Here is a 19504-nt window from a genome sequence, read left to right as displayed (position 1 = left end):
AGAACGTAAAGGATTGAGTGAACGCATGAGCTTTTTACAGCAACTTCAAAGTATCATTCCGACCGAGCGCGTCCTTAAAGACGAGCCATTGTCGGCGCACACGTATACAAAACTAGGTGGAAAGGCAGATTACTTCGTAGCACCACATACGTACGAAGAAGTACAGGCCGTTTTAGAACTAGCCCATCAGGAAGCGATGCCATTTATGGTTCTTGGGTTCGGTTCAAACTTGATTGTGCGGGATGGGGGAATCCGCGGAATCGTTTTAAATTTGAATGAATTAAACACGATTCGTCGTGATGGCGATCAAATGATTGCACAAGCTGGAGCAGCGATTATCGATGTTTCTCGTCAAGCGCTTGCAGAGAGCTTGTCTGGTCTTGAGTTTGCTTGTGGTATTCCTGGAACGGTCGGTGGTGCGGTCTATATGAATGCTGGTGCATACGGAGGAGAGACGAAAGACGTCATTACGTCTGCGACGGTATTGACACCGGAAGGCCAAGTACTTCATTTGTCAAAAAACGAACTGGAACTTGATTACCGGACGAGTCGTGTATCTAAAGAGGGATTGATCGTATTAGAAGCGACGTTCGAACTCGAACCGAAGAACTACGAAGTGATCAAAGAAGTGATGGACGATTTGACATATAAACGTGAATCGAAGCAACCGCTGGAGTATCCTTCATGCGGAAGTGTATTTAAACGCCCACCTGGCTATTTTGCCGGCAAGTTGATTCAGGAATCAGGTCTACAGGGTAAGCGAATCGGAGGAGCAGAAGTATCGCTCAAGCACGCCGGATTTATCGTCAATATTGACGAGGCGACAGCGACAGAGTACATCTCGCTCATTCGTCACGTCCAAACGACCGTCAAAGAAAAGTTCGAAGTGGAGTTAGAACCGGAAGTGAAAATTATCGGGGAAGACATCACCGTTGAGAATGCATAATGAAAGAAGGAATCGGACGACTTCGTTCGATTCCTTCTTTCATTTATAACAAAAAAGCAACGAGAACGGGCATCTCGTTGCCTTAGATTTATGCTTGTGTTTGTTTTGCGACCGCTTCATGAGCAGGAACGAACGGATATTCCAGATCACGAGCGACCGCTTCATATGTGACAGTCCCTTTGATGACGTTTAAGCCTTTGAGAAGTGAACCATTTTCAAGAAGTGCTTGGAATACGCCTTTTTGTGCACATTCAATGATATATGGCATCGTCGCGTTCGTCAGACCCATTGTTGATGTGCGTGGTACTGCTCCCGGCATGTTAGCAACGGCATAATGCTGTACACCATAACGTTCATACGTCGGTGCATCATGCGTGGTGATGTGGTCGATTGTCTCACAAATGCCTCCTTGGTCGATCGCGACGTCTACGATGACAGAGCCTGGTGACATTCGTTGTACCATTTCTTCTGTGACAAGCTTAGGTGCTTTCGCTCCTGGAATGAGGACAGCCCCGATGACGAGGTCACTCTCGGCCACTCGTTTGGCGATATTATATTTATTTGAGATTAACGTGTTGATGGTATTTCCAAACAAGTCATCGATTTGACGAAGACGAGCAGGGCTAATGTCCATCAGCGTAACGCTTGCGCCGAGACCGATTGCGATGCGGGCCGCGTTCGTTCCGACGACACCGCCCCCGATGACGGTAACATTCGCACGAGGCACGCCTGGTAATCCTGACATTAAAATTCCTTTCCCACCGTGAGGTTTTTCAAGGATTTGTGCTCCGATTTGGGCAGCCATCCGACCTGCCACTTCACTCATTGGTGTGAGAAGTGGTAACGTCCGATCGACCTCTACTGTCTCATACGCAATTGCTGTTATACCTGAATCGACGAGCGCTTTCGTTAACTCTGGCTCCGCCGCGAGGTGTAAATACGTGAAGAGCGTCAAATCAGAACGGAAATATTGATATTCCGACGGCTGTGGCTCTTTTACTTTAAGTGCGAGTTCGACGCCTTCCCATACTTCTTTCGCTGTTTCGACGATTGTTGCACCTGCATCGATATACTCCATATTCGTGAATCCACTACCGAGTCCGGCGTTCGTTTCGACGACTACGTCATGACCAAGCTCTGTTAGCATAAATGAACCCATCGGTGTTAATGCCACCCGATTTTCGTTGTTTTTAATTTCTTTTAATACCCCGATTTTCATGGAACATTCCCCTTTCATTCCGTTGACACAAATTGTTCACACCCCTAGTATAAATCCAATTGAAAGCGCTGTCTTTATCATGGATTCTAAAAACGAAGACGTTCGCTTTGTGAAAAAACACAAAGCGAACGTCTAGTCTTCTAATCGATATTGACCAGCTTTGATGGCCAAATAAATCATAGCTCGTTCCGGTAATGACACTTGAGTGATATTCGTCAACTCTTCGATGCGTCGAATCCGGTATAGGACGGTATTCGGATGGATGTGTAGGTGGGATGCGACTCGCTTAACATTGCCTTCGAAATAAAAATACCATTCGAGTGTCGTCACGAGTTCGGTCTGATGGGACGAATCGTAATGTTGCAACCGTTCGATGGTCGGATGGGTTTCAAGTCGGAGCCCGATGCGCCGTGCGAGCTCTGGGACAAGTTGATAAATTCCAATCTGTTCGAAAGCACGGGAAGTCGAGAGTTCGAGAGGGAACTTGCGACGCAATGTCGTGACGCGTCTTGCTTCCTCGGCTGCGTCGTATAACATGTCACTCTCAAAAAAGCGTCGACTGATTCCGAGTCGTGGTTCGGATTCGATAAATTTGTCTTGAAGTAACTGTTCGAACCGTTCCGCCCAAGCTAATAATTCCGTCTCTTCATCGGACAGTTCAGACTTCATATAGTGCCAGACGAGTAACTGCTGACCATCGATGGCATGTAAAACGACTTCGATTGCCTCTTGAGTTGCGAGCACATAATGAAGACGCTCAGCGAGTTGAGGGGTGATCGGTTGGGTACATTCGATGATTGTTAGACGACTCGCGACCGCGATAGGTGCGAGTTCATTCAATCTTTCGCGATTAGAATCGGAGAGCGACGAAGAAGCAAGGACATCTAATAAAAAACGTTCAAGCTCGGCACTGATACGACGTTCGTGCATCGCAATTGTCATGAGTAGTTTCTTGGCGATTGTCGCTCCTTCTTGTAGAATTGCCAACTCTTGATTGGTGAACGGATTTGTGCGGGCTAAACTCCAAATATAGCCGAGTACTTCATCATGTTGTTTGATGACGATTGCCGCGCGTTCCCCGAGACCGATGGAGAGCCGCGCTGGGATGACAACGGGTTCATCTTGGACGGTGACTTCTCTTAAAATACCACTCTCCCATAAATCTTCGATCACGGCTTCAGGTACGCGACGACCGATAATGGTCGCGATTCTGGCCGGGTCGGTCGAGTCGGGATGGGTACTATAGGCGAGTAATTGGTGATAGCGATTTTCAATCGTAATAGGTGCTCGAATCGCTTGGCCAATCGCTTCGGCGAGTGTATCGAGTGATTCATATGATTTCTGCAAAAAAGGCATATCGATTCCTCCTCACTCTGAGTATACCGTCTTCTTTGTGAAACTTCACAAAAAGAATCGAGAGTGTGAGAAATGACATACCTTTAACGATTAAATGGGAAAAAACAATCCAACGACAAGGCCGAGTAAAGCCCCAATGATGACTTGGAACGGCGTATGTCCGACAAGCTCATTCAAGAGCGGGGTTTCATGTTTGATCCCCTTAAAGTAGTCATTCAAGAGACGAGCTTGAAACCCGACCGCCTGGCGAACTCCGGTAGCATCATACATGACGATTGTCGCAAAGACGACGGCGAGTGCGAACATACTCGAGTCAATCCCTTCTGCACGACCGATTGCCGTAGCGAGAGCAACGACAGTAGATGAGTGTGAACTCGGCATGCCGCCTGAAGCGAACATGATTTCAATTTCAAAATCCCGTGTTTTAATGAGTTCAGTTACGAGTTTGGCCGCTTGGGCGATAAACCAAGCAAGAATCGCAGCGAGTAAAGGTTCGTTAAACATGCAAGTATTCACTTCCTGTCTGACATAGTACCTTCACTATACCCGAAAGCGTCTCAGATTATACGTTAAGATTTCGTCAAAAAAGGTGCCGCGGATGAGTCATCCGTGACACCTTTTGGTCGATTTTTGTTACCCGACTACTCCTTCAGTTTCCTGAAGTTTCTCTGCAATATTGTCGATGATATAACGGTTGCGTGGGTGTTCTTGACACTCTTTTGAGCATGAACGCATTTGTTTCGGTTCACACTCTTCACAACAGAAATGTTGAACGTTGCACTCCGGGTTGGCACAATTAACGTAACGAACCGTTTCTGTCCCGCAATGCATGCAATGTGAGACGACAGATGGGTTCACCGAGTTGACAGGGACGTTGATGCGCTCATCGAAGACATAAAGCTCACCGTCCCAGTTCTCTCCTTTTGTCGCTTCGTCTTTTCCATACATCGCGACACCACCTTTTAAGTGGAAAATGTTATCGTGACCTTGGTCACGCATATATGCTGTAAATTTCTCGCAACGGACGCCGCCGGTACAGTATGTGAGAAGAGTTTTCCCTTCGTAGAGGTCCTTGTTCTCTTCAAGCCATTCCGGCATGTAACGTGAAGCCTCTACATCAATTTTGATCGCATTTTTAAAGCGACCAAGTTCGTACTCGTAGTTGTTACGAACATCGAGGATGACGACATCATCACGGTTCATCATCTCTTTCCATTCTGCTGGTTCTAGGTATGCTCCGTGTTGTTTCGGCACATCAAACTCACCATCAAAGCGCCACGTCACGAGCTCTTTCTTGTGACGAACAAAAATTTTCTTGAAGGCATGCTCTTCGACTTCATCGATTTTAAACTCAATATCGCTGAAGAGTGGGCTTGCTTTCAAATCATTCATGTATTGCTCGGTTTGTTCCCATGTACCGGAGCACGTTCCGTTGATTCCTTCAGAAGAAATCAGGATACGCCCTTTGATACCGAGATCTTTACAATACTTCAAATGTTCTTGCGTGAGTGTTTCTGGGTCTTCGATATTGACGTACTTATAGTACAGCAAGACCCGCATTGGTTTTGTTTCCATGTTATGTTGCTCCCCTGTGTTCAGTTTTTTGCAGGAAAACGAACGTTGGGTTGTGTCGTTCGACGAATAGACTTGCCTGCAACCACAAGTCCATTATTATATGATAAATATCACGACGGATTTTCGCAAATGGTTTTTAATTTTTTTTGATGAATGCAGGGAGATGCGTCTTCTAAATCGAATTCGGGTAATAGAGTAGTAACGAAAGTTGAAGGTGGAACGACTATGCTCACTTCTCTCCAACAGTACATTATCCAATTGATTGAGTGGCTTCAGAGTTTGCCTGGTGGTCCTTGGGCTGGTCTTGGTGCTCCATTTTTAGAAGCAATCTTCCCTTTTCTGCCACTCGTCTTAATCATTTCTGCGAATGCGGCGACATATGGCTTTTTGTTAGGTGTTCTCTTGTCGTGGATCGGGAGTCTTCTCGGAACGATTGTCGTCTTCGCGGCCGTCCGGTACATCTTCCGAAAACCGATGACACGATGGCTTGAGAAGCATAAGACGGCGATATATTGGTTAGAACGAATTAATCACATGAGCCCGATTTCGCTCGGGTTCTTATATTCACTCCCGTTCATCCCGGTCAGTTTGATTACCTATTTACTGGCGCTCATCCAAATGAAGCTCCGTACGTTCATATTAGCAGCGGGATTTGGTAAACTGCTCGTCGTCGTCATTTTCTCTGTCATCGGAGACCAGTGGGAAGAATTTATTCAAAGCCCGTTTCGCTTGTCGATGCTCGGTCTGCTCTTAGTCATACTATGGGCCATCAGTCGAGGGCTTGAGGAAGTGCTCAAGCGACGGGCGTTCAAGAAACGGAACGAGCAATTGAAACAAGAGATGGTGACCAAACGACAAACACCCCTTTGAGAAAGGGGTGTTTTCGCTTATGACTGTTTTTTAAAGCGCGGGAAGTTGAAAGCAATGGCAATCCCTCCGCAAATAAAGAGGAGGAACGGATAGAACATGAACGGGACGAGGTCAGGCGATGCCGTCTCCGTCAACTCTGCGGCAATGAGGAGTTGTGCTCCGTATGGGAGAATCCCTTGTACGCCGCACGAGAAGATGTCGAGCACGCTAGCAGACTTTTTCCGTTCGATGTCATATTCGTCTGCAATGTTCGCTGCAAGCGGTCCGGCTACGAGAATGGAAATCGTGTTGTTCGCCGTCGCCACGTTTGTCGCACTGACAAGACCGGCGATACTCCATTCAGCACCGGCCCGTTTTTGGATGCGTGACGTCAAGGCATCACGTAAATATGCGAGACCGCCGTTATGTGAAATGAGTCCGACAAGTCCGCCCATGAGTAACGTCAAGAACGAGATTTCGGCCATGCCGATCATCCCGTCCGCAATGGCTGTCACAAACGCTGTCACAGATAAGCTTCCGTCAAGTAGACCAATGATACCCGTGAGCGTAATCCCACCTAACAAAACGAGAATGACGTTCAGTCCTGTTAACGCTAGTCCGATCACCGCGAGATACGGAATCAGTTTATACCACTCAAATGCAGCGACATCGACAGTCGATTCACCGTTCGATAAGACGGCGAGTAAAATGGTTGTGATGATTGCGGCCGGTAACACAATCCAGAAGTTCGTTCGGAACTTATCACGCATATTCGTCCGTTGTGTCCGCACAGCAGCGATGGTCGTATCTGAGATAAACGAGAGGTTATCCCCGAACATCGCACCCCCGACGACCGCTGCCGCAGCGATGGCGACGTTGACACCACTCTCTTCATGTATACCGAGTGCGATTGGTGCAAGTGCAGCAATCGTCCCGGTCGACGTTCCCATCGCCATGGAGATGAAGGCGGCAATGACGAAGAGCCCGCTCAAAAGAAGCGATGGTGGTAAGAGAGTCAACGCAGCGTTGACCGTTGCATCGATGGCGCCGATTGATTCAGCGACGGTTGAAAATGCGCCGGCCAGTAAGAAGATAAAAATCATAATGATGATTCCCGGATTGCCGGCTCCTTGAGCGATGCGCTCGACGGTTTGGGTAGCATTTCCTTTTGTCATGAATGCTGCAACCATCAAGGCGATGATGGCCGCAACGAGGACTGGAAACTTATAAAAGTCCCCGTAATAGACACCCGCTCCGATGAAGAAGAGTAAGAAGACGAGCAACGGCAAGAGTGCCCATTTGTTTGCTGTTGGTTGTTCCAAAATAATCACCTCATTAAAAATAAAAAGGACCCTTTTCTGAGAAAAAGGTCCTTCGTGCGAAATACCCTTTTCATCTTTCGAGCAATACGCCCGCTGGATTTGGCACAGGTTCCCCGCTGCCGAGACTTCACAGGGCCAGTCCCTCCGTCTCTCTCGATAAAAAGTTAGTCTATTCCATTATCAAACACGTTCCTTAACGTACCTGTTTCGAATCTAGTTGTCAACTTAAAAACTCCCCAATTCGATGTGAGAAAGGGGAGTTTACGTCGTTAAATTGTTGAAGTGTGCCACGCGGTTACGTCCTGCATATTTCCCACCGACATACAGCGCGCGGTCTGCGTTTCGAATCGTATCATCTAGACGCTTATTTCCAAACGCTTCAATCGTATCGACTCCAATCGACGTGGTCACAGAAATTTCGTGTTGGTCGACACAAAATGGTTTTGCTTCGATTTGGTGACGAATGCGCTCTGCGACTTCAATCGCTTGGGTCATATCACACTGGTTGAGGAGTAAAATGAATTCTTCCCCGCCATATCGTGCGGCAAAATCATCTGTACGAAGTACTTGTCGAATTCGTCGCCCGAATTCTTGTAACACGTGGTCACCGACTTGATGTCCATACGTATCATTGATTTTTTTGAAGAAATCAATATCGAGCATGGCGACCGAAATCGGATACATCGAGATATCGGATATTTGTTGAATCCCATATTCATAAAATGCGCGTGCATTTGCGAGAAGCGTCAAACTATCCGTCCGGCTCTCGGTATAGAGACGGTCTCGTTCATGACACCGACTGATGGTCCGATTGAACGACTTTAAGAGTTTGATGATTTCCTGCTGAATGATTTTTGGATATCCATAAACCGGCTCGCCGGTCATGACAATCCATGTACGAATTCCTTCTATTTCTTCCGAGCGGACAGAGACGAAGCTATGATAGTCATTATGGAAAGCATCGGAAAGTGAGGCATCCCATTCAAATCGCATCTCATAGTCGAGGACGGGGTCATTCGGTTGACTGATGTCGAGTAGTGCGTATACGACTGGTCGATCGATTGGTTGACGTGTCTTCAAATCAAAGTAGAGTATACGATCGAACAATCTGAACTCGACATATCCTTCATCGTAGTGATTCAATTGTTCACACTGACTTAAAAAAACTTCGATGGCTTGCGCCTCACTCTGTGACAAGGAGACGGCTTCTTTTGCTTCATCGTATTGTTCGATCAACGATTTGAATGCATCTTGCCGCTCTTTTTGAATGAGGAGCCGCTTAATAAAAAATGTTAATGCAGCCGCGATGCTACTGACGACAAGTAGATTGGTCTCTCGGAACAACGCCGCCGCTAAAATGAAGATCAAACTGACGACGTACGTATAAAATGCAATCTTCATAAAGTCGCTCAAGGCGATGTCGACACGGAACCACCATTTCACCTGATATTTTTGGAACACGGTGTTTAAGAAAATTGCAAGAAACAGTCCGGCGAGTGGAACAAAAGATTCCTGTGAATAAAAGTCAAGTCCGGTCTCGCCACCAATGGCGAGATAGACAGCTGCCGGAATAACAATTTCTAAATAAGCTGTAATGGCGTTCCAAGGATAAGTGAAACGGAATCGACGGATGGCGACTTTTGGTTTCAGATTGGCAAATTGAAAAATAAACAATCCGATTTGGTTGACGATGAGTGCCGTTTCAAATCCAAAAAATAAAAATAAGATTAAGACGATACTCTCAGAAAAAGTGAAGTACACACCTTTGACTTCGATTGAGTCGAGTTGAAAAATGATGACGAGTAATGAGATTAAAATAAACGACAACGGATCGATGGTCGGGGCGTGCAGGATATCCAATGCAAATAATCCGATGGTGAAGAGGAATAAAACGCTCCATATACTCCAGCCGAGCACGGACATCTTGCGAAAGTGGTTCATATGTTCCCTCCTAGCTTGGGAAATTTCAAGATATAATAGTAAAGATTCGTCAGGATTTCGTGAGAGTCCTGCTTCTCTTCTATCATGATTGAATTCTAGCATTGAGTATACAGGGAATATCCTCTATAATGAAGTTGCTTTTCAACCGCATAGACGAATGTCGATGAAAAAGAGAGTAACGACGATTTGGTCAACAAAGCGATTCGGGGATTGGTGAGAGCCCGGGCTGACAAACGTCGCGAAACGCACTTTTGAGATGCTATCCGAAATGAGAGTAGGCGTAGCCGGAGGGAACCGTTATCACCATAAAGCGGTCTGCATCATGCAGGCAAGAAGAGTGGTACCGCGGGAATTCCCGTCTCTTTGCATCTATTGCAAAGGGCGTTTTTTTTATGAGCTGCAATAAAAGAAGGAGGACATACAAATGAGTTATGAACGCAAGTACGCAGAAGCGTTATCACGTGTCATCGGAGAAGAACTTACGATTGACCAAATTGAAGCACTGATTGAAAAGCCAAAACACGAGGCGCACGGTGACCTCGCCTTCCCATGTTTTCAATTGGCGAAAGCTTACCGGAAAGCACCTGTCATGATTGCGACAGATATCGCGAATGAATTAAACGATGAATTGTTCACGAAAGTCGAGGCGGCGGGACCTTACGTCAACGTCTTCTTAAGCCGTGATGTCGTTTCAAAAGAAATTATTAATACGGTGCTCGATGAGAAGTCGGATTATGCAACACATGCGACGCGCAATGAAACGATTGTGACAGACTTTTCATCACCGAATATTGCGAAACCGTTCTCGATGGGGCATTTACGTTCGACAGTAATCGGGAATGCGATCAACCAAATCGCACGTAAAAACGGATATGACGTCGTCGGTGTCAACCATCTTGGAGACTGGGGTACACAGTTCGGAAAACTGATGGTCGCATACAAGAAATGGGGCGATGAAGAAGCGGTTCGTGCCAACCCGATTGCAGAACTCTTGAAGTTATACGTCCATTTCCATGAAGAGGTGAAGACACAGCCGGAACTCGAAGATGAGGGTCGTGCCTGGTTCAAAAAACTCGAAGATGGCAATGCGGAAGCGACAGAACTTTGGCAATGGTTCCGTGACGAGTCACTCAAAGAATTCCAAAAAGTATACGACCTCCTCGGTGTGAAGTTCGAGAGCTTCAACGGTGAAGCGTTCTATAACGATAAGATGGGACGCGTCGTCGAGATGCTCGAAGCGAAAAATCTATTGGTCGAAAGTGAAGGCGCAATGGTCGTCTCACTCGAAGACGAGAACTTGCCACCATGCTTGATTAAGAAGAAAGATGGCGCAACATTGTACGCGACTCGTGACTTGGCAGCGGCCATTTATCGCTACGAGACGTACAACTTCGTTCAAGCGAATTATGTCGTTGGTGGCGAACAGGCGCTCCATTTCAAACAACTTTTCTCTGTCCTTCGTAAGCTTGGATACGACTTCGTAGACGGAATGCATCACGTACCGTTTGGCTTGATTTTGCAGGAAGGGAAGAAGATGTCGACACGTAAAGGACGCATCGTTCTTCTTGAAGAAGTCTTGAAAGAAGCGATTGAAAAGGCACAAGGGAACATCGAACAGAAGAACCCAGACCTTGCGAACGCACAAGACGTTGCCCGTATGGTCGGTGTTGGTGCAGTCGTCTTCCACGACTTAAAGAATGAACGCATCAACAACATTGAATTCGACCTCGACAGCATGCTTAAATTTGAAGGCGAGACAGGACCTTACGTTCAATATACGAATGCCCGTGCCAACTCACTCCTTCGTAAAGGAAACTATGATGGCTCACCGTTCGCCGGTGCAGACGATGACCACTCATGGAATGTCGTCACGATGCTCAACGCGTTCCCGCACGTCATCACTCGTGCTCATGAACGCCGCGAACCATCCATCATCAGCCGTTACGTACTTGACCTCGCGCAAGCGTTCAACAAGTATTACGGCCATGTCCGCGTCCTAGAAGACGATGCGGGCAAACAGTCACGTCTCGCTCTCGTCAAGGCAGTGACGCTCGTATTGACGGAAGGACTCCGTTTACTCGGTGTCGAAGCTCCAGGAGAAATGTAAGACAGACGAAAGGACCTCAAAAAATTGAGGTCCTTTTCCTATGCTCACACTTTCATCCGTGTCACCGTTCGGGCTTCCGTGTCATATAGACACCATTCCCGGTCAAAGATGACGGCGCCGACGTTGATAATATATCGTTTTTTCTTCAAGTGAAACGGTGTCCCGATTTCCCATGGAAGAGATTTACCTTTTCGATAAATACCCGGAATGTGACTGTGTCCGATGAAGACGAGCGGGTATGTCCCTTTCTCGACGATCGGTTCCCAGTCCTCGTTCCATTTGACTTGATGCCCATGTAAAAAGCGTGCCTCTCCAAGAGTCGTCTGTTCGGGTAACAAGGAAATTCGTGTTTTCACAGGATGGTCGATGACGAGTACCTCGTCGATTCGCTCCTCCTGATTGCCCCGTAGACTTGGGAAGGTCAGTAACGCTTCATAATTTGGGTCGTACGTCACAACGTCTTCGACATGATGAAACCGCTCATGGCGTCGCTTTTTTCCGATATGGCACTCATATAGGTCGCCGAGACAGAGGATGTGCTCCGTTTCGCGATGAACATGCTCGAGAACAGCCTTTAAATCATCAAACGAACCGTGCGGATCACTGATGATAGCGAGTTTCATCGGAAGTTCGTGAATTGGGCATCGACGGACAACTCGAGCTCACGCACGAGTTGCATGACGGCCTGGAGGTCATCACGTGATTTACCCGTGACACGAATTTGGTCGTCTTGAATTTGTGATTTTACTTTTAATTTTGATTCTTTGATGGCGTTGTTGATTTTTTTTGCGTCATCTTTATCGATACCGCTCTTCAATTTCACGCGTTGACGCACCGTGCCGCCAAGTGCGTGCTCTACTTTTTGATAGTCGAGGTTTTTTGTCGGAACACCGCGTTTGATCAATTTCGTGATCAAAACGTCTTTTAATTGCTCGAGTTTATAGTCGTCATCCGAGATGAGGACGAGGTCGCCATTGTCGAGGGACATCTCACTCTTTGACCCTTTGAAGTCATAACGGTTTAAAATTTCCTTTTCCGCAATTTGGATTGCGTTCTTTACTTCTTCAAGATTCATTTCTGACACGATATCGAAAGAATTGTCTTTTGCCATGTTTCATCCATCCTTTGTGTGGTTTTGTTATAATGATAGCAGATTTGAAGCAGTGAAGGAGTGAAGAGATGGAACGTACAATGGATCAACATACACATGTAGACTTAGATCACGTTGCCTATCACGGGAAAGACCTAGGGGTGACGTTCAAAGGAGAACAGATTCGACTACGTGTCTGGTCTCCGGTCGCGGAACAGATGTCGGTCAAGCTATACCGTACAGCACGTGCCCGAAAGTTTGAACGACTTGAACTAGAACCGGCCGAGAAAGGGACGTGGGTCATTGAACTCGATCGTGCCTTATGCGAAGGTCAATTTTATGTATTTGAAGCAATGATTGATGGAAAGAAAGTTGAATCGCTCGATCCTTATGCGAAAGTCGTCGGAGTGAATGGGAAACGTGGATGTCTGCTCGATCCGACATCCTTGAACCCGGATCATTGGATCAAAGAACGTCCGCTATTCAATTCTTCACAAGAAGCGGTCATTTACGAAGCACACGTACGTGATTTGACGAGTCACCCGGAGAGTGGGGCTACGCATCGCGGGAAATTTTTAGGCATGACCGAGACGGGTACGACGACAACGAGCGGTTATCCGACCGGTCTCGATTACATCACATCGCTAGGGATCACGCATCTCCAATTGATGCCATTCTTTGACTATGGGTCAGTGAATGAATCACGTGAAAGCGAAAATAACTACAACTGGGGATATGACCCGGTACATTATTTCGCGGTCGAAGGCTCCTATGCTTCAACGGCAGACGATCCGGCAACGCGAATCGTTGAACTGAAAGCGTTGATTCAATCTCTCCATGACCGGGGTATTCGTGTCATCATGGATGTCGTATTTAACCATACGTACGATGCGTTGACGACGCCGCTCGGTCAATTCGTCCCTGACTACTACTACCGATTAAACGAAGACGGGACACTAGCAGATGGTTCGGCATGCGGGAACGATACGGCATCCGAGCGCGCGATGATGCGTAAGCTCATGGTCGAGTGTGTCACGTACTGGGCCAAAGAATTCATGATTGACGGGTTCCGTTTTGATTTGATGGGACTACATGACGTCAAGACGATGAATCAGATTCGAAAGGCGCTCGACCGCGTCGACCCATCAATCCTTGTCATCGGGGAAGGTTGGGATTTGGATACGCCCCTTCCAGTCCGTAAAAAAGCGAACCAACATAATGCGCACAAAATGCCGCGGATTGCCCAGTTCAATGACGGGATTCGAGACGGTGTCCGAGGAGACGTCTTCATCGAAGACTTGCCGGGCTGGGTGAGTGGAAACACGGACATGACAGCAGACGTGAAACGAGGGATTGCTGGTGGAATCACGAGCCAAAGTTTCGCCGATGAGCCGAACCAGGTCGTCAACTATGTGGAATGTCATGATAATTTGACACTTTGGGACAAGCTGTCTGTGACGAATCCAGAAGATGATGAGACGACACGTCGTCGCCGTCACCGCTTAGCGACATCGATTGTGCTTCTTGGACAAGGGATTCCGTTCCTCCATAGTGGCCAGGAGTTCTTCCGGACAAAAGACGGGGATGAGAACAGCTTTAACTCAGGTGAAGTCGTCAACCGTGTGGACTGGACACGAGCGGAACAAGAAGCACCAAGTGTAGAATATGTCAAAGGCCTCTTGCGTTTGCGGAAGCAATATCCGCTCTTCCGCCTCGAGAACACGGAACAGATTCGAAAACATTTACGTTTCTTCGATGAAGAAGAAGGCGTGATTGCGTTTGAATTGAGTCGCCATGTAGAGGGTTACGTAGAAAGACACATCGTGTATCATAACGGGCTTGAAGAGGCGGTCGAGGTCAAACTCCCGTCTGGTAAGTTTGAGGTGAACGTAGAAGACCATACCGTCAATCTGACGGCACCGCGCCAAGTCGAAGAACGCCACATGACGGTGGCACCCCTTTCGACACTTGTTGTGACCGAGCGTCGCCCGGATTACAGCAAATACGCTGTGGCCGGTGGTGCTGCACTCGCCGTGATCGGCGGTCTCTGGTATGTATCGAAGAAGCGGAAACGTAAAGAGCAGTAATCAAAAAGGAGACGTTAATCCGTCTCCTTTGGTGTGTCTCCCTCTGATTGAGATGCTTCGAGTTGCATCATTTTTTGGACGAGGATGTGCTTCGGCATATGCATCAGTTCTTCGAGCGGGACGTTTAATTTTTTCGCAAGCTCAACAGCGGTCTCTGGCGATAATTGTAATGGACGCATTGGAATTCTCCTTTCTAAACCATAATTCTATACCGTCAGTATACAGGAAAATAAGAAATGTGTTGAACGAACACATTCAAAATCGAATTTCGTTTCGGTCGTTGCTAAGCTGAAATTAGGAAGTGATCAAATGTACAAACAAACAGCAGACTTTCAATTTCATCAAACGATCGAATGGTTAGAACGTGTCGGTGAAGGTTGGATGTTGTACTTGGCGCAAACCGGCTTTTTGTTCTTTGACGAGTCGTCTCAAATTCGCTGGGAGATTGACTGGATATGGACACCGTGCGCCCTATATGTGGAGCCGAACACGACGCGTGCCGTAGCTTGGTTTCAAGAAAGAGGATTTTACGGAGTCATTGATTTACAACGAGGAACGATGGAGACACATGCGATTCCACAAAGATTCAACGGAGATTGGTTTAGCAATCTGCACCATTGGCAAGGTAATGACATCTTCTTATATTCAGCCGAATCGGATGTCGTGGCTTTGAACCTTGACGATCATACGTTTCGGTATAGTCGTTACGAAGAAGTCCCGATGTTCGGGGACATCATCGAGCTGGCCTATCAAGGGACGTATGATTTCGAACGATTCACACCTGAAACATGTGTGACCCTGTTCGATGAAAAAGCACATCATTTTTTAGTAGAGAATGTGATAACGAATGAAAACTGGCGCATTCCCTACCAAGGAGACCGTGACACGGTCATTCTCGATCAAGTCGGAGAAACGACGGCCATCACATCGACGGAGTCGTTTCAGCTATTTCACCGGGATAAAGAGTTATTTTGTTCAAGCATATGTGCAGACAATCAATTATTGAAAGTTATGCTATTAGATGACCGAGGCGATCGTCTCGTCGTCTTATCTGCACCACCAAGATTTTGTCATAGTTGGCTTCAAGTTTTTGAACGACAAAGCTCCTGAACCGAGCACGGGTTCAGGATTTTTTTGTGAAGTGATGATGAATGGAGAGAGAAACGGGAAGTAAATGGTTAGAGAGGGAGGAGTGACAAGGATGGAATGGTTGGGTAGGCAGTTAATTCGCTTTCGATATGGGGTGCTACTCGTTTGGGCAATTTTAATTGCGGGGTCAGTTTATTTTGGATTGCAGCTTCCGAGTGAATTAAAAGGAAACGGTTTTGCGATTCAAGACGGACGGTTCCAACAAGTGGAAGATACATTGAATGAACGATTTGATCGGGCAGGGGCATCCATGATCGTCTTATTCGAAGGTGGAGACCTAGATGCGATTATGGACGAACAACAGGAACGCTTTGAAGCGATTCCAAAGATTGACGGGGTGATCACACCGGCAGAGAACCCAGACGCCCGGTCAGGAGACGTATCCTATTTCGTGCTGGAATTCGAAGATTACGATGCGGCGGAATCCTCGATTGATGCCGTCCGAGACGCGCTCATCGTGGACACGGATACCGAAGTCCGCTTGACGGGAGAACCCGTATTTGCGGACGATTTGAATGAGGCTTCAAAAAATGACTTAATTCGGGCAGAGTTAATCGGGATTCCGGTTGCGCTTGTTGTGTTGTTGCTCGTTTTTGGCACACCACTCGCCGCGCTCATGCCGTTACTCGTCGGGTTGATTACATTCATTGTGGCGGCGGGATCACTATTCTTTTTTGCACAAAACATGGAATTATCCATCTTTGTCCTGAATGCTGTAGCGATGATTGCCATCGCGCTCGGGATTGATTTCTCCCTGTTACTCGTCAATCGGTATCGTGAAGAATTGGCGCGTGAACAATCGAGAGAAGAGGCCATCATACGAACCGTTGCGACGGCCGGGCGGTCGATTCTCTTCTCGGGACTTTGTGTATTTGTCGGATTGGCCGGCCTATTGTTCATCCAGGTCGACGTTTTTCAGGCAATCGCACTCGGTGCACTCATTGCGGTTGCAGGGGCGGTGTTATCGGCACTGACACTCTTGCCGTCATCTCTTTACTTAGTCGGTGAGGCCTTGAATAAAGGACGGATCATCAAGTCTGATGAGACCCGTTCTGAAAAGCGTTGGCAAAAGCTTGCCCGCTTCGTGATGAAGCGTCCCGTGACGATGACACTCGTTGCATTGTTGTTATTACTACCGAGCCTTTGGTTCGTTCGCGATTTAGAGTTGAACATACCAGATGCCGACGCGCTCCCGACCTCATACGAATCACGAGCTGCGCTCGAGCGATGGGATGATGTGTTTGGGGATAATTCGACCGATGCGGTCATTCTGTTCGAAGCGAACGATTTGACCGATCCGATGATTTTAGAGGAATTGACGAGTCTCACGGATGAGTTGAATGAAGTCGACATCGTCGATAACGTCTCGACTTTCCTGACGACATCGGGGTTAACACCGGAGACGTTTACGCAACTCGCCCTGGCGGCACCTGAACAACTCGCTCCGCTTGAACGCCTCGTCACACTTGACGGGAATACGGATTTGGCACTCGTCAACGTGAGCTTTGATGTACCTCCGAGCGACAAAGAAGCGCAAGCATTCGTACGCGATTGGCGAAATCAAGGGTTCGAAGTCGGTGGACCGGCAGCCTTCAATGAAGAGATTTACGACGAAATTTATGACAGTATCCCCTATGCGGTCATCACTGTCATCTTGGCGACATTCTTCATCCTCATGTGGGCGTTCCGTTCTATCTTGATTCCGATCAAAGCGATTCTCATGAACGTGCTCGGTCTAGGGGCGACGTTCGGACTGCTCGTCATCATATTTGAGTCGGGCTATGTGTATGACGCCGAGACAATCAGTATTTTGACTCCGGTCTTTATCTTCTCGCTCGTCTTTGGGTTGTCGATGGACTACGAGGTGTTTCTCGTTTCACGAATCGAAGAATATTACCGGGAGACGGGTGACAATGACTACGCGACGGAGATGGGACTGGCGAAAACGAGTAAAATCATTACCTCGGCAGCCATCATTATGATTGTTGTCACAGGTGCGTTCGCCTTCACAGGCGTCAGTCCGATCAAACAGCTCGGAGTCGGGATTGCGCTCGCCATCTTCATTGATGCGACCATCATCCGGATCCTGCTCGTTCCGTCCCTCATGAAACTGTTCGGGGATTGGAACTGGTGGTGGTTCGGGAAGAAAGATTTACCGAAACGTAACATGCACTAAAGGTAACATTCAGCAACTAAATCAAAATGTGTGGTAAACTGTGTACAAGATTACGCGCAATTTGAGAAAGGAAGGTCTTTATGGATACCGAGAGGACATGGCCTCTGTTCCAACTTCCGGACTTCTAGCGTTGAAGGATCACAATCACGTGTATCAATCAACAAACGGAAGATCGGAGATGGAACAGATGGAACCGCGGCTACGACTGAGGATCCTCCTCTCCGTCAAGAACGGGGAGGACAATCGGAATGAAACGAGTTGCTACCATAGTGCTCGGAACGCTAATCATGGCGTTCGGTTATTATTATTTGAATGAACAGTTTGGTTTGGCGGAAGGTGGGTTCGTCGGATTATCGCTACTCGGTCGTTATTTATTTGATATCGACCCGGCGATTTCGATGATCGTGCTCGACATTCCATTTTTTATCATCGCGTTATGGTGGAAAGGATGGCGTTTTGTCGGGCAGGCGGTATTAGCCGCTTCGTCCTTATCGCTCAGTTATGCGATGTGGGACCGTCTCGATTTGCTCACGTTTGATATTCAAGTATGGCCGGCGACGTTATTCGCTGCCATCGCGAGTGGGATTTTGACCGGATATGGTCTCGGTCTCGTCTTGAAGTCAGGTGGAGCTACCGGAGGCGACGATTTATTCGCCATTGGCTTATCGAAATGGACAGGTGTGTCGGTCGGCACGATTTTGATTATCTTTGATGTGATCGTCCTTGGGATTTCACTCATTTATTTACCATTATCGAATGCGCTCTATACACTTCTTGCGGTGTCAATCGCCGGACGAGTCGTCACAAAAATGCTCGTCGTCGATGAGCCGAAAGTGACACCTGTCGTACCAAATTGGACACCAAAAAACGATCTCGCGTGAGATCGTTTTTTTTAGTTCATCGAAACTGCGATGTCAAACAAGTCTTGTTTCGAAAGTTGATCTCCTTTGTAGTCGATTGCATATTCGACGCCATCTTGTTGCCAACTGAGCACGGTGAGTTCATCGGTCTCATTGAGGTATACAGGAGAACCTTGAATGGTTTGAGCATATGCTTCCCACGTTTCAGTATGGTGCCATCCTAGTTCAGTAGTTGCCCATACGGTAATAGACTGCTCATCATTTTGATAAACGAGTTCGACCCGACTTAAGCTGACGAGATGAGCATATTCACTATCGGTGACAAAAGGAAGCTGCGTGGGGCTTTGAATCTCGAATGGGACGAAAGAAGTCGTTGCGTGAATGGGTAGAGGGACTTCGCTTCGTCCGATAAAAAGTAGAAAAAGACTCATGCCGAGAATACACTTGAAGATAAAACGGCCTTTTCGATCTTGTGGCAGTAAAAACATGATCGAATTTCACCTCACTGAACAATTTATACATTTTCATTTAGTATAAATGAGGTATTTGTTTAAAACATACAAAAAATAACTTTTTATTCACTGATGATGATATCATGGAGGATGACTAGAAATGAGAGGTGCATCTTATGAAAAATCGAAATATTGTCAACTTTAGTATCCTCGTATTACTCATGGCAGTGATGGTCGTGAACAACGTTGATGGGCTACACACGCTCAAGACGTTGGTGAACGGTCTTGCAATCTTGACGTTATCTGTCATCGGAGTTGTATACGTGACAAACTATGCTAAAAATAAGAAACAGGCAATGTGATGAGATAGGTGGC

At 47.1% G+C, this 19504-nt stretch carries 18 protein-coding genes, 1 riboswitch and 1 other annotated feature; of the genes, 8 read left to right on the top strand and 10 right to left on the bottom strand.

Translation table 11 applies throughout. The annotated features are described in order from the left end of the window. Positions 1–25: 25 nt before the first annotated feature. Positions 26–946, top strand: a complete 921-nt coding sequence (gene murB, locus KNO95_RS10210; RefSeq protein ID WP_214879056.1) for a UDP-N-acetylmuramate dehydrogenase — start codon at positions 26–28, stop codon at positions 944–946. A gap of 88 nt (positions 947–1034) precedes the next feature. On the opposite strand, the gene ald is transcribed toward murB, so the two are convergent. The 4 genes from ald to trhO form a co-directional block, all read right to left on the bottom strand. After that, positions 1035–2165: an alanine dehydrogenase gene (ald, locus tag KNO95_RS10205; protein WP_026824510.1), complete on the bottom strand. Its 1131-nt coding sequence runs from the start codon at positions 2163–2165 to the stop codon at positions 1035–1037. A gap of 132 nt (positions 2166–2297) precedes the next feature. After that, the gene (locus KNO95_RS10200; RefSeq protein ID WP_214703726.1) at positions 2298–3521 is read right to left on the bottom strand and encodes a PucR family transcriptional regulator; all 1224 of its coding nucleotides are present in this window, start codon (positions 3519–3521) and stop codon (positions 2298–2300) included. A 90-nt stretch (positions 3522–3611) separates the two neighbouring features. Beyond that, positions 3612–4037: a divergent PAP2 family protein gene (locus tag KNO95_RS10195; protein WP_026824508.1), complete on the bottom strand. Its 426-nt coding sequence runs from the start codon at positions 4035–4037 to the stop codon at positions 3612–3614. A gap of 117 nt (positions 4038–4154) precedes the next feature. Continuing rightward, entirely contained in the window at positions 4155–5096 is a 942-nt protein-coding gene (gene trhO, locus KNO95_RS10190; protein ID WP_026824507.1) for an oxygen-dependent tRNA uridine(34) hydroxylase TrhO, read from the bottom strand. A gap of 225 nt (positions 5097–5321) precedes the next feature. Between trhO and KNO95_RS10185 the strand changes: the two genes are divergently transcribed. Further along, positions 5322–5966, top strand: coding sequence for a TVP38/TMEM64 family protein (locus tag KNO95_RS10185; protein ID WP_214703727.1), 645 nt, complete (start codon positions 5322–5324; stop codon positions 5964–5966). Positions 5967–5983: 17 nt separating this feature from the next. Here the strand turns inward: KNO95_RS10185 and KNO95_RS10180 are convergent, their stop codons facing one another. Both KNO95_RS10180 and KNO95_RS10175 read right to left on the bottom strand, forming a co-directional pair. Beyond that, positions 5984–7267, bottom strand: coding sequence for a Na+/H+ antiporter NhaC family protein (locus tag KNO95_RS10180; RefSeq protein WP_026824505.1), 1284 nt, complete (start codon positions 7265–7267; stop codon positions 5984–5986). Positions 7268–7334: 67 nt separating this feature from the next. Next, a riboswitch (SAM riboswitch) is annotated at positions 7335–7430 on the bottom strand. A 98-nt stretch (positions 7431–7528) separates the two neighbouring features. Continuing rightward, on the bottom strand, positions 7529–9208 hold the full coding sequence (locus KNO95_RS10175; protein ID WP_026824504.1) for a GGDEF domain-containing protein: 1680 nt from the start codon (positions 9206–9208) through the stop codon (positions 7529–7531). A gap of 154 nt (positions 9209–9362) precedes the next feature. Beyond that, positions 9363–9574 (top strand) — a binding site (T-box leader). Between the two features lie 58 nt (positions 9575–9632). Here KNO95_RS10175 and argS point away from each other — a divergent pair. Then, on the top strand, positions 9633–11315 hold the full coding sequence (gene argS, locus KNO95_RS10170) for an arginine--tRNA ligase (RefSeq protein ID WP_026824503.1): 1683 nt from the start codon (positions 9633–9635) through the stop codon (positions 11313–11315). A 44-nt stretch (positions 11316–11359) separates the two neighbouring features. Here argS and KNO95_RS10165 read toward each other — a convergent pair whose 3' ends face one another. Together KNO95_RS10165 and KNO95_RS10160 are read right to left on the bottom strand one after the other, a co-directional pair. After that, positions 11360–11938, bottom strand: coding sequence for a metallophosphoesterase family protein (locus KNO95_RS10165; protein ID WP_214703729.1), 579 nt, complete (start codon positions 11936–11938; stop codon positions 11360–11362). After that, positions 11935–12426, bottom strand: a complete 492-nt coding sequence (locus KNO95_RS10160; protein ID WP_026824501.1) for a YajQ family cyclic di-GMP-binding protein — start codon at positions 12424–12426, stop codon at positions 11935–11937. The genes KNO95_RS10165 and KNO95_RS10160 overlap by 4 nt, the downstream gene beginning before the upstream one ends. Positions 12427–12494: 68 nt before the next feature. Between KNO95_RS10160 and pulA the strand changes: the two genes are divergently transcribed. Then, complete coding sequence (gene pulA, locus KNO95_RS10155) at positions 12495–14492, top strand: type I pullulanase (protein WP_214703731.1); 1998 nt, start codon at positions 12495–12497, stop codon at positions 14490–14492. Positions 14493–14506: 14 nt separating this feature from the next. Here pulA and KNO95_RS10150 read toward each other — a convergent pair whose 3' ends face one another. Next, on the bottom strand, positions 14507–14671 hold the full coding sequence (locus KNO95_RS10150) for a YycC family protein (protein ID WP_214700972.1): 165 nt from the start codon (positions 14669–14671) through the stop codon (positions 14507–14509). Between the two features lie 130 nt (positions 14672–14801). On the opposite strand from KNO95_RS10150, the gene KNO95_RS10145 reads away from it, so the two are divergent. From KNO95_RS10145 to KNO95_RS10135, 3 genes are all read left to right on the top strand, one after another. Continuing rightward, complete coding sequence (locus tag KNO95_RS10145) at positions 14802–15602, top strand: hypothetical protein (protein WP_214700973.1); 801 nt, start codon at positions 14802–14804, stop codon at positions 15600–15602. Between the two features lie 91 nt (positions 15603–15693). After that, positions 15694–17817, top strand: a complete 2124-nt coding sequence (locus tag KNO95_RS10140; RefSeq protein ID WP_214703732.1) for an MMPL family transporter — start codon at positions 15694–15696, stop codon at positions 17815–17817. 248 nt (positions 17818–18065) lie between these two features. Next, the gene (locus tag KNO95_RS10135; RefSeq protein WP_214878953.1) at positions 18066–18698 is read left to right on the top strand and encodes a YitT family protein; all 633 of its coding nucleotides are present in this window, start codon (positions 18066–18068) and stop codon (positions 18696–18698) included. Between the two features lie 11 nt (positions 18699–18709). Here KNO95_RS10135 and KNO95_RS10130 read toward each other — a convergent pair whose 3' ends face one another. Further along, complete coding sequence (locus tag KNO95_RS10130) at positions 18710–19165, bottom strand: hypothetical protein (RefSeq protein WP_214703736.1); 456 nt, start codon at positions 19163–19165, stop codon at positions 18710–18712. A gap of 140 nt (positions 19166–19305) precedes the next feature. On the opposite strand from KNO95_RS10130, the gene KNO95_RS10125 reads away from it, so the two are divergent. Then, positions 19306–19491: a hypothetical protein gene (locus tag KNO95_RS10125; RefSeq protein ID WP_214778338.1), complete on the top strand. Its 186-nt coding sequence runs from the start codon at positions 19306–19308 to the stop codon at positions 19489–19491. Positions 19492–19504: the final 13 nt, after the last annotated feature.

Source organism: Exiguobacterium sp. ERU653, assembly GCF_018617775.1.
Taxonomy (GTDB): Bacteria; Bacillota; Bacilli; order Exiguobacteriales; family Exiguobacteriaceae; genus Exiguobacterium; species Exiguobacterium marinum.
The sequence above is the reverse complement of the archived record's forward strand: the minus strand, read 5'-3'. Positions and strand labels throughout refer to the sequence as shown.